The organism is Hymenobacter sp. NBH84 (assembly GCF_014217645.1).
Classification (GTDB): domain Bacteria; phylum Bacteroidota; class Bacteroidia; order Cytophagales; family Hymenobacteraceae; genus Hymenobacter; species Hymenobacter profundi.
This window is the reverse complement of the sequence record NZ_CP043644.1, coordinates 90,266-103,557: the sequence shown is the minus strand read 5'-3', so window position 1 is coordinate 103,557 and position 13,292 is coordinate 90,266. Positions and strand designations below refer to the sequence as shown.

The window sequence follows — 13,292 nt, the reverse complement described above, 5'->3', positions numbered from 1 at the left end:
TACTTTTTTTCTGATGATACGACCTTTCCTGCATCGCCTGTTTCTCTGCGCTTCGTTGCTGGTAGCTGCTGGCAGCGCTACGGTACTTTCTGGCTGTAACAACACGCCTAGCTACCTTAAGCAATACGAAGACCACCGCGAGCAGCAAAAAACCTTGGACGATGCTTCGATTATGAAGTATCTCACGGACAACAACATCAAAAACTTCACTCGTACTGAATCGGGCTTGTATCTGGTGCCCGTTACAGACGCTCCCGCGGGCACTGAGTTGATTAAGGAAGGTCAGCGGGTGGAGACGCAATACATTGGCCGGTATCTCGAAAATGGCGTAGTGGGCACTAAGTTCGATAGCTCCTACGACAACCGCACGCCCTGCCAGTGCTTCCAGGTAGTAGCTGGAGCCGGCAACGTAATCAAGGGCTGGGATGAAGCCTTGCTGCTTATGAAGCCCGGCGACCGGAAGCAACTATTGATTCCTTCCTACCTGGCCTATGGCTCTCAGTTATCGGGCGACCAACTCTCGAACGTTGGCAACGACCAGGTGCTGTATTTCGACATGATCGTGACCAAGCGCATCAACTAACAACGCATGATGGTCTATCGTTGGCGGGGTTTCTGGTTGTGCTTGAGTCTGCTTTTCAGCACTCTCACTGTTGTAGCACAAACTCCACCAGCTGATACCGTGCAAACCGCTAGCGGCTTGCGCTACTTGGTAGCAACGCCCGGCACTGGCCCTACCCCCCAGCCCGGCGATAAGCTGGTAGTGGAATATTCCGGCTTCCTGCCCAGTGGCAAGGTGTTCGATTCGTCGGCAGTAGATGGGCATCCGTTGCGCCTGCGAGTAGGGCGCGGCGAGGTCATTAAAGGCTGGGACGAGGTGCTCTTGCTCCTCCCCGCCGGCACCCGCGCCCGCGTCTGGATTCCGGCCGCGCTGGCCTACGGCGCGAAAGGCGCCCGCGACCCCGACGACGACAGCCGCTACCTGATTCCACCCAACACCGACTTAGTCTTTGACCTAACCGTGGTGAAGGTGCGGTAAGTAAAGTCTGTCATCCTGAGCAAAGCGAAGGACCTTTTCATGTTAGAACGAGTCGTTGTGACGAAAATCGTTCTAACATGAGAAGGTCCTTCGCTTTGCTCAGGATGACAGACTTATTTTTTACTCATTCACCATCTCACAACTTCGCCACTACTCCGCCAGCACTTCCGATAGCACGGCTAGAGAACGGACATCACCCAGGTGTTCGATGTGGAGCTGGTAGTAACGAATAAGCAGATTGAGCAGCTCGCGGCGCACCCGGCCATTGGGCACTGTGGCGTGGGTAGGGTCGTGCAATAGCTCGTCGAAATACTGGTCAAACTCCTGGAAGCGCAGCACGGTAGGCGTGCTGGTGCCGCTACCCGTAGCAGGCACCGCCGAGGCGAAGGCAACCTGCGTGGTTATCTCCTGTCCCGATTCTATCCCAAACCCTAAGTAGGAAGCCAGGCGCAGCAGGAAAATCAAGGCAAAGTTTTCGTAGCCCGTTTGCTGCTGATCGAAGGCCAACAAGGCGTCGTGCAGGAAATGAAACAGTGGCTCATTTTCTTCCTCTTCCTGCACCACCCGTCCTACAATTTCCGACAGCACCAACACCACGCTACTCTTCTGCACATCAAACGGAATGCTGCGGTAGGACTCAGCGCAACGGTACTCCGAGAGGCGCGTTAGGCCGCCCTGCCGCGAGGTGTAGGCCACCAGATCCAGCAGCGTAAACGGCTGAAACAGCGCAATACGCCCGGGAGGTTTAGCCTTGCGCACCCCATTCACCACGTACGACTGCAACCCCAGCCGCTCGGTATACACCCGGGCAATGATAGACGTTTCGCGGTAACGCATGTAGTTAAGAACAATACCGCGGGTTTTGATGAGCATGATTTCACTTAAAAGAGTAAGAGTAGCTCACGTCCTTCAACTAGGAAGAGCGCAAGCTTTTGATATCTGCTTTAACATCCTTTGGAATAGACTAATTCCTAATTCTCTACTACCGCAATTTTGCTGATGCAGCCGTTTTTGCCATCGGCGTCGGAGGAAAGAACCAGGTACACGCCGGACTGCACGCGGCGGTTGTTGCTATCCAATAGATTCCAGGTGACGGTGCCGCCGTTGGCGCGGGTTTGGTAGACAAGGGCGCCGGTGACGTCCGTTATTTTCACAATGGCATCGTTTACCAAGCCCGAAATCCCTACCTCACCCGTGAAGCTGGTGCGAACGGGATTAGGGGTCACCTTCACACAGTCAGGCTTGCCTTCCGTGACGGTGGCCGAGCCGCGGTACGTCACCAGGCCCGCATCGGTGGCCACGAACACCTCGCCAGTGCGGTCGTTCACTGATACGTCGTTGATGCGGTTGGAGGGTAGCGGGCTGTTGTCGGTGGTGAAGTGCAGCAGCGCCTCGTCGGCATCGGCATTGAACAGCCACAGACCATTATCGGCCGTGCCGAACCACTTGCGGTTGGCCCCATCTGTGGCGATGCACAGCACGGTTTGGCCGCGTAAAATGGCAAAGCCGGTATCCGATTCGCCCTTACGCAGGAATGGCACCCGAAAAGTTGCGCTGGGGTCGAAGGCTTGGCTGGGGTCGTCGAATACGGCCACGCCCACTTCGCCACTGCTGCCGCTGGCTACCCAGATGGCACCTCGTCGGTCCTTCACTACATCGTAGAGATTGATGAGACCCGGCGTAGAGTTATCGGGGGCGGTAGCACTCGTGAAATAGCGCACGGCGCCGGTAGCGGGGTCGTAGGCCACTAGGCCCTGTCCGCCCTGGCGGGCCTGCGTGGCCCAGGCCACGTTGTCGTCGTCGAGAGCGAGGCGGTCGAGGTTTTCGGAGCCGGAGAAGTAGGGCAGCGTCCGCCAGGTATTGCTGGTAGGGCTAAAGACGAACAGGCCCGAATTGTTGGTGCGCTGGTGGCGGTTTACCACCCACACGTCGCCGTTGCCGTCCAAGGCCACGTCTGTGATGCGAGCATAGTTCGGATTACTGATGGCACTCAGCAGCGGGCTGTTGCCGTTGGCAGGGTTGAACAGCCGAAAATTACCCGCGCCCTTCCATTCCAGCAGTCCCTGCCCATAGCTACCCACGAAGAGCGTGCCGTCGGCGGTGCGCACACCGTGGGTCAAGTCTTTGGGATTGGGATATTGCGTAGGGTCGGGTAGGGTGGTTGATGTGATATTGGCCCAGCGGCCATCATGATATTCATAAAAACCAGCGTACAGGTCGCTTTGCAGGTAGCGGTCCTGGTAGCCGCCGCTGAACACATCGGTGATGCCGCTACGAGCATCGCTATACACGCCAAAGCTGAGGGAGCTGGCCGGGGCGTTATTTACAAAGCTCTCCGCCTGCTGCCCATCGGCCGCAAGGCGGACGAGGCCATTGCGATAATCAGCCACGTAGTAGGCGCCATCCCGCGCCCGCAAAGCCGCCCGTGGGCTTTGAACAGGCGCGGCAGCGAGCGGCCGAACCTGTCCGGCAGCAGTCAGCACGCTCACTTTTTGGTTATCGGTGATGATCAACCCAGCTGCCGAAGGGGTGAGTTGGTTGAAGGTGCCAGCGCTGGTGCCGGGTACCGCCTGCCAGGTTTGGCTAGCAGGTAGGAAGCGGTAGAGCTGGTCACCGTTGACGCCCGCGTACACGGTGCCGGCTTGCGTAGCCAGTGTGCGGTATGGGTCGCCGGCGCGCGCGGGTAGGACGATGGCCCAGGCACGAGAATCGAGCAGGTTGGCGGCCAGCGAGCCGCGCAGGATGCCGCCCGATGTGGCGGCCAACAAGTAGCCATCGGCCACGGTGGTAGCATACACTTGCACGGCAGCCCCGCCAGCACCAATAGTGGTGTAGGTTTCGCGCACTTCCAGCCGCGCCATATCCAGCACCAGCAGCCCAAAGCTACACGATAGATAGGCCATCCGGTTGTTGAAAGAGATGCCGTAAATGGCTTTAATACCCGTGATTTGCTTACGCAGGATATCCGTCAGGTTCTGGATGGAGCCGTCGGCTTGCAGCACGTCGAGGTTGCCGTTGGCGTAGGCCACCAGTGTCTGGCGCGTCAGAGAATCGTAAGCCACGGTTTGCACGCCTACATCGTGTAGGCCGTCGCGACGCGAGAGCAGAGCCGTAGTATTCAGCTCTTTATCGTAATAAAAAAAGGCGTCTTCGGCGGCTACATACACGCGGTTGCCAGCATCGGCCAGGGCCTTGGCGCGGTTGCTGGGTAGGTGCAGTTGCCAATCGCCATAGCCCACGCCCGACTGCGCCCAGGCAGACGGCAGGGGTAACAGGCCCGTAAGCAGAAGCAGTACACAGCACAGGGTGGGTAGGAGGTGGCGCATGCGGAACAAGGTACATACTACGCCTTTAGCTTGTAGCTATTGGCTGTGGGCTTTTCGATTGGTCAGCCGGCTTCTACCTACCCCTTAGCTTTCCTGTCGGGCAGCTGGGCGGGTGGTGGGCACTTTCTCCTGCATTCCGGCTTGAAAACACGGCCGGCAGCGTGCTTCGTACGAATCGGTTTCGCCGAGCAGCACCTGCGCCTCGGATGCCGCAATACGAAACGAGTAGGCGGCCACCTCGCCGCAGCACACGCACACGGCGTTTACTTTGGTCACGAACTCGGCCACCGCCATCAGGGCCGGCATGGGGCCGAAGGGCTTGCCAGTATAGTCCATGTCGAGGCCAGCCACGATGACACGGGTGCCCTGGTTGGCCAACTGATTACACACATCAACCAGCGAGTGGTCGAAAAACTGTGCTTCATCGATGCCCACCACGTCGCAGCCGCTAGCGAGCAGCAGTATTTCTTCGGGCAGTTGCACGGGGGTGGAGCGGATGCTGGTGGCGTTGTGCGACACCACATCGTGCTCGTGGTAGCGGGTATCGAGGGCGGGCTTGAAGATTTCGACCCGCTGGCGGGCAATTTTGGCGCGATTGAGCCGGCGGATCAACTCCTCGGTCTTACCCGAAAACATAGAGCCCGCCACCACTTCAATCCAGCCCCGATGCGGCGCTTCGCGGCCATTGCCAACGCGAGGTTCGATGAACACAGTCGATGCGTGAATGAATGAGTGAATAAGAGAATTTGCCTGGAGGCAAACGGTCAAATTTACAACTTTGGCCGGCAGGCGGCAACAACGTTGTTTTTGCAGTTGAGGGGGTGAGTGAGGTTGTGGGAGTGAGGGTAGGAAGTAAGAAGTTTGTCATCCTGAGCGGAGCGAAGGACCTTATCACGGTGGAACGAGTCGTTGATAGGATGGTCGTTCAACTGGCATAAGGTCCTTCGCTCCGCTCAGGATGACAAACCTCTTACTTCCTATCCTCACTCCCACAACCTCACACCCTCCTACCTCCTACCCCCACACCCACCTACCCTTCTCCATACTGCACGTGCGGCAGCTTGGTGGCTTCGGGCACGCGGCCTGCCACTTCGCCGGTGGGTAGGCGGGTCTGGCAGGTGAGACGCTCGTGGCTGAGCAGACGGCCAGCACGGCGGTAGCGCAATTCTACATCGGTAGGCGGCGTTAGTAGTTCCAAGCCCGTTATAACCTGAATGCGGCAGCTGGTGCACCGCCCACGGCCCCCGCAGGCGTGCATCCAGTCGTGGCCGGCGGCGTGCAGGGCCGCTAGCAACGTAGCGTCGGCTGGCACCGGCACGGCCGCACCAAATAGATTTTGCACAGTCAGAATGGGCATCTTTCCCTAAATTGCCATTGAATAAGGCTTTCAATGAAGGACAAATATAGCTCCGCGAAACGCGAACAATACGGCCGCCGCCTGGCGGCACACCTGTGCAACCAGCACTTCCTTGCCCAGCCCGACGCTACTCTGGACGGTCCCGCTGTGCTGAAATTTACACCCCTCCGGCAGGTCAATCTGTTTGTGGTGCAGCAATTACTAGGGCAGTGGACGCAGGAAATGGCCCGGCTGCGCAGCCCCTACTTCGATTTCGAGGCCGCCGACGTGCGGCAGGCCCTCACGCAGTTCATGAACACCCTGTCGCGGCGCATTAAGCTGAACCGGGCCACGTTTGAGCCGCTGCTGGCTACGGCCGTGGCCGATACGCTGGGCATCGCCACCGACCCGGAGCAAATTTTCGAAGGTAAAATCCTGGGCACCAGTCCCAGCGTGACCGTGGAGCAGCTCCACGACGCGCTGCGCTACATTGATGTAGACAAAGCGTGGTTTCAAACGTTTATCGACTCGCTGGTGAAGGGCGCACCCCTGGAGCGCACCTTTGTGCTAGAGCGATTTCAGCAGTATCAGCAAGCCAACCACGCCCGCCAACGGCCCCTGGAAAAGCTAGTGGAAGAGCTAAGCAACCTGCTACCCCTCACCGCTGCTGATCTGCGCGAGGATGGCCCAGTGGCTGAGGCTCCACCTCGCCCGGCCCCTACCCCACCGCCGGTTATGGCCGCACCGACACCACCGCCGGTTATGGCCGCGCCGACACCACCGCCCGCCTTACCACCGGTAGCACCAGCGCCCCCTACCCCGGTGCCGGCATCTACGCCAGAGGTTCCGGCCGCGCGTCTCTACGAAAAGCTCAAGAGCGAACATACGTCTGCGCCAAGCCTAAGCACAACGCTACGCACCGAGCGCCACGCGGCAACGCTAGCCGAAAAGCCAACGCGCGTGGAATCGTTGCGGGAAGCCATTTCCATCAACCAACGATTCAGCTTTATCAACGAGCTGTTCAACGGGGAGAACATGGAGTATCACGCCGCCATTCAGCACCTCGACACCCTACCCGACGCCGACGCGGCCAAACGCTACGTGACCGATACGCTGGCTAAATCGCACGACTGGACCCGCAAGGAAGAGCACGTAGGGCGCCTGCTCAAGCTGATTGACCGCAAGTTTGCCTAAGCCACAGCCCTGCCTCGCACCCCTACCTTAGGCACGAGGCAGGGCTACGGACGGACGGTAGCATCAGGAACAGCTTTCGGCTGCCCAGCGTTGCGCCAACTACCAGCAGCGGAAACACAGGCACGGCAAAACGAGCAGCGCCCAAAGGCCCCGTGAGGAAGGCAACGTAGAGTAGTATACCAGCGGCACTCAGCCGTACAAAGAGCGCGTACTGCCTTTGAAAGAGGAAAAGGCCGAATGTCAGCAGGCGCACCACGTTCCCAACGGCTACGAGTAGCAGTGCCGACAAGAGCCCTAGGGGTAGGCGCCAGATGTAGCGCGCCATCCCTTTGTAGCCATAGGCGGTGTATTGCCCCAGCAAGCCCCTACCCTCTTGGCCGGGCAGTTTAAAGAAATGAACGAGGTCGAAGCGGCCGGGGTCCAGAAAGCAGTTCACCATGCCTGTTAGGTGAATACGAGCGTAGGTGACAGGATATTTCCACAGGACGGCCATGCTCCGGGCTCGAATATGCTGTTGCTGCTGCGCAAAGGTTGCGTAGCAACGATGCGCTTCAGCCTCGACGGTATCAATAAAATGATCGGCCACGACAGCTCCTTCGGTACGGCGCAGCACGCCTTCCGTATTGTAATGCAGCAGATTGATGGTGGCAATACTGGAAAAATGAAACAGGCCCGTGCGTTGGTAATTCCAGCCTTGGTAGAGCAACGCCACTGCCAGTGGCAGTGCAGCGACTACCGCTACTGGTAGCCGTCGCCAACGCAACGCTGCCCAACTGCCTACTAGCAATACCACAATACTGAAAGGGTAGAATACTGGCTTCACCAACATAGCAGCCGTAGCAGTTGCCGCCACTGCCAGCGCGTAACGCATTTGTTGGGTTTCCCAGGCCGCCACGGCGCTCAGCCATAGCAGCACCACGCACGTCTGCAACAGCATCTCGCTCATCAGCACGTTGGCATAAATAAGCTGAGCAGGATATGTACACACGCCTAGCAACAGAAACCCCCACTGCGCCGGGAGCAGTCGAAACCGGTGCAGCCAGCGCGCCAGCAACCCCAGGTTGAGCAAGCTCAGAAGGTTCTGAACTACCAACGCCACGAAGGGGAAACGGGCGCTAGGCGTGTCCAACGCAAGCAAAAACAAAGGGTAGCCTGGTGGCCGGATGGTATATTCCTGCGGCTTTTTTGCGCCCGTGGCAGGTAGAGGCCGCGCATAAAACTCGCCCGCTTCCCTGATATTAACAGCCTCCGTTCTATAGCGGTCCGTATCGGGGAAGAAGTACGTGCGCTGGTGCAACTGCACACCGAAGAACACCATGTGCCACGCTACCAAACCCACCCAAAACCAAGTAGGTACCTGGCTGCGCGCCGATATGGAATGAGAAAGCGCGCGCCGGAACATCATGGGGTAGAAGTTGCAGTTGCCCTATCGAACCAAATCCTGCTTGCGGTAGGCATCAATGGCCAGCAGGATAAACAGTAGGGTAGTAAATGACCAGAGCGAGGAGCCGCCGTAGCTGAAAAAACGGCAATGGAATTCCTACCACCGGCGCCAGCCCAATGGTCATGCCGATGTTCACGGCGAAGTGGAAGAAGATGATGCTGGCTACACAGTAGCCGTAAGTGCGCCCAAACACCGATTTCTGCCGTTCTGCTACGTACACAATGCGCCACAGCAAGGCCATGAACAGCGCAATGGTGACCACGGAGCCCAGCCAGCCCCACTCCTCGCCCACAGTGCAGAAAATGAAGTCGGTGCTTTGCTCAGGTACGAAGTCAAACTTGGTTTGGGTGCCTTGCAGGAAGCCCTTGCCCACTACCCCACCCGAGCCAATGGCAATTTTGGACTGCGTCACGTTCCAGCCTACCCCCAGTGGGTCAGCCGAGGGGTTGATGAGGATTTCGATGCGCTTGCGCTGGTGCTCCTGCAAAACGCTATTAAAGAAGAAATCGACTCCAAATACCATCCCAATCACCACCAGCCACACACCAATAGAGAGTGGTAAATGGTGGCGTAGCAAGCGGTTGTTGAATACCAACACCAGCACCAGTAGCACGGTAAAAAAACCAATCAGCCAGAGCTTGGGTACCAGCAGCGCCAAAATTAAGATAGCCCCGCCGGCTGCCAGCAACAGCAGAATAAGCGGCGACATACCCTCGCGGAAGTACGCCAGCAGAAAGGCCCCGAACACCAGCGCTTGCCCGGTCTCGTTGGCCGCAATGATGAGCAACGGGGGTAGCAACGTGAAAACGGCCAGCATCAGTTGGTCGCGAAAATTCTGGTGGCGCAGGTTGATACCCGCCATGTAGCGCGACACGGCCAGGGCCGTGATAAACTTGGCAAACTCGGCGGGTTGTAGGCGCACGGGCCCCAACTCCAGCCACGAGCGGGAGCCTGCAATAGGTCGCGCAATAAAGGGCGTGACGATGAGCAGCACAATCATGCCCGCATAGAGTGCGTAGGCAAACGTGTCGTAGGCTTTGTAATCGACCACCAGCAGTACCACAATGAGCAGCACTGCCGTTCCGATCCACAGAATCTGCTTGAACCAGTTGAAGTTCATCAACTCCCCGAAGCTTAGGCCAAAGACATGGGTAGGCGCGTCGGGCGAATAGCTAGCCGCATACACGTTCAGCCACCCCACGAACACCATCAGCAAATAAATGCCCACGGTAACCCAGTCAATGCTGCGGGAGTAACGAGCGGGGGTTTTCAATGGAAAATAGAGAGGCTAAAGAACTGGGTAGGGGCGGCTTGCAGCCACCCATCCACAACGAAATAATAGTTGGAGTGTCCTTCCTCTCAACGGTTGAAGAAAGCTGGACGCCCCATCAAGGCGGCTGCAAGCCGCCTCTACTGCTAATGGTGCCGCTTCACGAAACGATCGGCGCTGCCGGGTAGCCACTCCTCCCACTTCTTGCGCACCACTTTGCCGCGTAGGTAGCGCTCTACCATCAGCGAGGCTAGGGGTGCAGCCGAAGAACCACCAAAGCCTGCATTTTCAATAAACACGGCAATAGCAATCTTGGGGTCTTCTACCGGCGCAAAGGCGGCGAAGGTAGCATGGTCGGCGCCGTGGCGATTTTGTACGGTGCCGGTTTTGCCGGCCATCGAGATGCCGAATTGCTCTAAGCTGGCCAGGCTAGCGGTGCCGCCTCTACCCACCACCATCTGCATCCCTGGAATAATCTGCTCGAAATAGTGTGAGTCCACGCTTGTTTTGTGGCGTTCCTGGAACTGGGGTAGCGGCCCGTTTTGACCCACGCTGCGCACAAAGTGCGGCGTGTAGTAGTAGCCGCGGTTGGCAATAATGGCCATGATATTCGCCATTTGCAGACTCGTTACTTGCAACTCGCCTTGCCCGATGCTGAGGGAATACACCGTTTTGTAGGTCCAGCGGTGGTAGCCATAGCTTTTATCGTAATACTCAGGCGACGGAATCAGGCCTTTCTTCTCGCCCAGCAGATCCACGCCCAGTTTGTCGCCCAGCCCGAAGGTTTGCACGTTGCGCTTCCACTCGGCCAGCCCCAACCGCGAATCCTCGAAGCGGTTGCGCGAGCGTCCGCGCATCACGGTGGCCTGCATCACCTGGTAGAAATACGGGTTGCAACTATTTTTGATGGCAATGCTCACGTTGCCGGGGTACTCGTGGTTGTGCGTGCAGCGTACCAGGCGCTGATTGCAGGGAAAACCCGTATTGGCCGTCACGGCGCCCGATTGCATGGCTACTAGCTCGTTCACCAGCTTAAACACCGAGCCCGGCGAGTAAATGGCCGTGAGAGGCCGGTCGATGAGGGGGCGTTCAGGGTTATTGAGCAGCTCCATGTAACGGTTGCCCAAACCCTTACCTGTGAGCATAGCCGGATCATAGGCTGGTGCCGACACGAAGGCCAAAATTTCCCCAGTTTTGGGGTCGATGGCGACTACCGTACCACGCTTGCCAGCCATCAGCATCTCGCCGTATTGCTGCAAGTCGATATCGATGCCGGTATGCAGGTCTTGGCCGGCCACAGAAAGCGTGTCGAACTCGCCTCCCCGGAAGGCGCCTTTCTCGATGCCGCGCACGTTCACCATGCGGTACTGCACGCCCCGGCGCCCCATCAACTCCTTCTCATAAAACGACTCCAGGCCGCTGATACCCAGAAAATCGGTAGGGCGGTACTTGGCGTACTTTTCCCGGTCTACCCAGGTGGCCGGTATAGGCCCCACATAGCCTAGGGCATGCGCCATGCTCTGGGTGCCATAGGCCCGCGCCATGCGCGCTTCGATGCGGAAGCCGGGAAAATCAATCAGGTTATCCTGGATGGAAGCCAACTCGGCGGTACTCAGGTTCTGCACTAGCGGCGAGGCTTTTACGCGCGAGTATTTTTTGGCGGCCAGCAAGCCGGCGCGCAGGTCCTCAATAGGTAGTTGGAGCAGCTGGCAGAAGCGTACTGTGTCCAGCTGCTTTACCTCACGGGGCACCACCAGCAGGTCGTATACCGGCGTGTTCTGCACCAGCAGCTTGCCGTTGCGGTCATACACCAACCCGCGGTAGGGTACCTTCACGATGCGCTGCAACGTGTTGCGGTCGGCAGCCAGCTTGTAGCTGCCATCCAACACCTGGATGTAAAAGAGTCGACCCGCGAATAGCATTGCCACAGCCAGGAAAATGGCCTGTACTACGTATTTGCGTCCTTCTAAATATTGCAAAGCAAAGAAAATCTGAATGATACGACACGCTGCTTGCGTTAAGCAGCGTCGCAAAGATACAACCCCATTGGCGGTAAGAACCAGCCAAAATGCGCGTGCACACAGATGAGCTGCCTACCCGCGCCAAACAAATGGAGCAAACCAATCAATGCAGCGGATAGTTTCGTGTGCCGACATAGCCATGGCGTAGGCGCAGGGCCTCCTACTCCCTAGCGCGACCGGCGGCGGGTAGGAAAAAACACCAGCTGCACAATCAGCATTACCAGCGTGGTATAGATGGTGCTAACAAGAATTTTGGCCATGGTGAAGCCTATGGACAGAAAGCTGCCCAACTCCAGCAGAAAGAAGACAATGTGGTGCAAAGCAATGAGCAGTACTAGGTACACCATCATCCACTGCCAGCCCATCTGGTGAATATTCACCGAGTCGGCGGCGTCGTAGCCGTCGCGGGGGGTGAGTAGGCGCAGCACCCACGGCCGCAGGTAGGCCGTGAGCACAGCCGAGGCAGCATACAGCCCACCCGTATCCTGAAACACATCCACCGTGAAGCCCAGCCCGAAGCCTAGCAGCAGCTGCACCACAATGGGCGTTTCGATGGGTAGGAACAGCAGGAAGCCCAGATAGAAGAAATTCCAACCCAGGTCGAACAGCACGAAGTTGCTGTTGTCGAGCAGCAGCACGTACAGCCCCACAAAGAGCGCAAACCGCACCAACTGCCACGCAATGGTTCCGACTATGCTCATCGTTTCCCTCCTCCTACTACGGTGCCCGTGTGTGTTTCCAGGGTATCGCGCTCGGCCTGGGGCCGGCTGCGCACCACGTACACGTAGGTCAGGTTTGAGAAATTGACTGCCAGCCGCACCCGCACGGTCCAGAAGTTCTTGTCGGGTTCCTTGGTAAAGGTGTCGACGGTGCCCACCATCACCCCTTCCGGGAAGGTAGCGTTGTAGCCGGAGGTAATTACCGTATCGCCGCGCACCAGCTTGTTCTGGCGCGGAATGTAGTCGAGCAGGGCGTGGGTGGGGTCGTCGCCCTGCCACTTGATGCTGCCAAACGTACCATCGCGCTGAATTTTGGCCGAAATAGCCGTTTTGGAATGCAGCAGCGACGTGATGCGGGCGTAGTGCTCACTCACCGACTGCACCCTACCCACTATTCCGCTCGCGGCCAGTACGCCCATGCCGGGCTGCACTTGGTCGAGCGTTCCTACGTTCAGCGTCAGATAGTTATCCACGTCGCGCAAGCTATTGTTTACTACCCTGGCCGGAATCAGGGGGTAGCTAGGGTCGTTGTTGCTGAGGGCTTGGTTGCCCAGCACCAGCGAATCGGGGCGGCCCGTGCGCAGCAGGCGCACCTGGGCAAGACTGTCGCGGCGGATGGGTAGAGAATCGGCTACGCGCCTACCCAGGTCAGACAGGTAGAGGCGCTGGCGCAAGGCTGCATTTTCGGCGGCCAGGCTCTGGTTCACCGCTGCCAGCTCAAAATATTCCGACACCTGCGTACGCCATTCCAGCAGCTGTCCGGCATAGGTGTTGGCCGAGTTGAAAAAACGCCGCCCGCTGGTAGGCGCTATTGCGAATCAGCAGGTAAACGCTCAATACCTCCAGCAGCGCAAACACGAGGATGCCCCGGTAGCGAAACAAAAAGGCAAAGAGGTTTCTCATTGTTGAATTAGGAATTAAGAATTAGGAATTAGGAATTTTT

At 58.0% G+C, this 13,292-nt stretch carries 13 protein-coding genes; 3 read left to right on the top strand and 10 right to left on the bottom strand.

Annotation, left to right across the window (positions count from 1 at the left end; all coding sequences use genetic code 11):
- Positions 1 to 13 precede the first annotated feature (13 nt).
- Entirely contained in the window at positions 14 to 583 is a 570-nt protein-coding gene (locus F1C16_RS00410; RefSeq protein ID WP_185282429.1) for an FKBP-type peptidyl-prolyl cis-trans isomerase, read from the top strand.
- Positions 584 to 625: 42 nt separating this feature from the next.
- Positions 626 to 1,039 (top strand): FKBP-type peptidyl-prolyl cis-trans isomerase, encoded by a 414-nt coding sequence (locus tag F1C16_RS00405; RefSeq protein WP_185282428.1) that lies wholly within the window; start codon positions 626 to 628, stop codon positions 1,037 to 1,039.
- Between the two features lie 150 nt (positions 1,040 to 1,189).
- On the opposite strand, the gene recO is transcribed toward F1C16_RS00405, so the two are convergent.
- The 4 genes from recO to F1C16_RS00385 all read right to left on the bottom strand — a co-directional run bounded on the left by recO (position 1,190) and on the right by F1C16_RS00385 (position 5,722).
- The gene (recO, locus tag F1C16_RS00400; protein WP_185282427.1) at positions 1,190 to 1,912 is read right to left on the bottom strand and encodes a DNA repair protein RecO; all 723 of its coding nucleotides are present in this window, start codon (positions 1,910 to 1,912) and stop codon (positions 1,190 to 1,192) included.
- Positions 1,913 to 2,010: 98 nt separating this feature from the next.
- Positions 2,011 to 4,365: a T9SS type A sorting domain-containing protein gene (locus F1C16_RS00395; RefSeq protein WP_185282426.1), complete on the bottom strand. Its 2,355-nt coding sequence runs from the start codon at positions 4,363 to 4,365 to the stop codon at positions 2,011 to 2,013.
- An 84-nt stretch (positions 4,366 to 4,449) separates the two neighbouring features.
- On the bottom strand, positions 4,450 to 5,076 hold the full coding sequence (locus F1C16_RS00390; protein ID WP_185282425.1) for a thymidine kinase: 627 nt from the start codon (positions 5,074 to 5,076) through the stop codon (positions 4,450 to 4,452).
- Between the two features lie 319 nt (positions 5,077 to 5,395).
- On the bottom strand, positions 5,396 to 5,722 hold the full coding sequence (locus F1C16_RS00385; RefSeq protein WP_185282424.1) for a 2Fe-2S iron-sulfur cluster-binding protein: 327 nt from the start codon (positions 5,720 to 5,722) through the stop codon (positions 5,396 to 5,398).
- Positions 5,723 to 5,755: 33 nt separating this feature from the next.
- Here F1C16_RS00385 and F1C16_RS00380 point away from each other — a divergent pair, with 33 nt between their 5' ends.
- Positions 5,756 to 6,895: a hypothetical protein gene (locus tag F1C16_RS00380; protein ID WP_185282423.1), complete on the top strand. Its 1,140-nt coding sequence runs from the start codon at positions 5,756 to 5,758 to the stop codon at positions 6,893 to 6,895.
- Between the two features lie 22 nt (positions 6,896 to 6,917).
- Here the strand turns inward: F1C16_RS00380 and F1C16_RS00375 are convergent, their stop codons facing one another.
- The 6 genes from F1C16_RS00375 to F1C16_RS22890 all read right to left on the bottom strand — a co-directional run bounded on the left by F1C16_RS00375 (position 6,918) and on the right by F1C16_RS22890 (position 13,252).
- Entirely contained in the window at positions 6,918 to 8,300 is a 1,383-nt protein-coding gene (locus tag F1C16_RS00375) for a hypothetical protein (protein ID WP_185282422.1), read from the bottom strand.
- 52 nt (positions 8,301 to 8,352) lie between these two features.
- A complete protein-coding gene (rodA, locus tag F1C16_RS00370) occupies positions 8,353 to 9,612 on the bottom strand; it encodes a rod shape-determining protein RodA (protein ID WP_308461645.1) in 1,260 nt (419 codons plus the stop codon).
- A 143-nt stretch (positions 9,613 to 9,755) separates the two neighbouring features.
- On the bottom strand, positions 9,756 to 11,588 hold the full coding sequence (gene mrdA / locus F1C16_RS00365; RefSeq protein ID WP_185282421.1) for a penicillin-binding protein 2: 1,833 nt from the start codon (positions 11,586 to 11,588) through the stop codon (positions 9,756 to 9,758).
- 209 nt (positions 11,589 to 11,797) lie between these two features.
- The gene (locus tag F1C16_RS00360) at positions 11,798 to 12,331 is read right to left on the bottom strand and encodes a hypothetical protein (RefSeq protein ID WP_185282420.1); all 534 of its coding nucleotides are present in this window, start codon (positions 12,329 to 12,331) and stop codon (positions 11,798 to 11,800) included.
- The gene (gene mreC, locus F1C16_RS00355) at positions 12,328 to 13,083 is read right to left on the bottom strand and encodes a rod shape-determining protein MreC (protein WP_258048980.1); all 756 of its coding nucleotides are present in this window, start codon (positions 13,081 to 13,083) and stop codon (positions 12,328 to 12,330) included. The genes F1C16_RS00360 and mreC overlap by 4 nt, the downstream gene beginning before the upstream one ends.
- A complete protein-coding gene (locus F1C16_RS22890; protein ID WP_258048979.1) occupies positions 13,067 to 13,252 on the bottom strand; it encodes a hypothetical protein in 186 nt (61 codons plus the stop codon). Before F1C16_RS22890 ends, mreC begins: the two co-directional genes overlap by 17 nt.
- Positions 13,253 to 13,292: the final 40 nt, after the last annotated feature.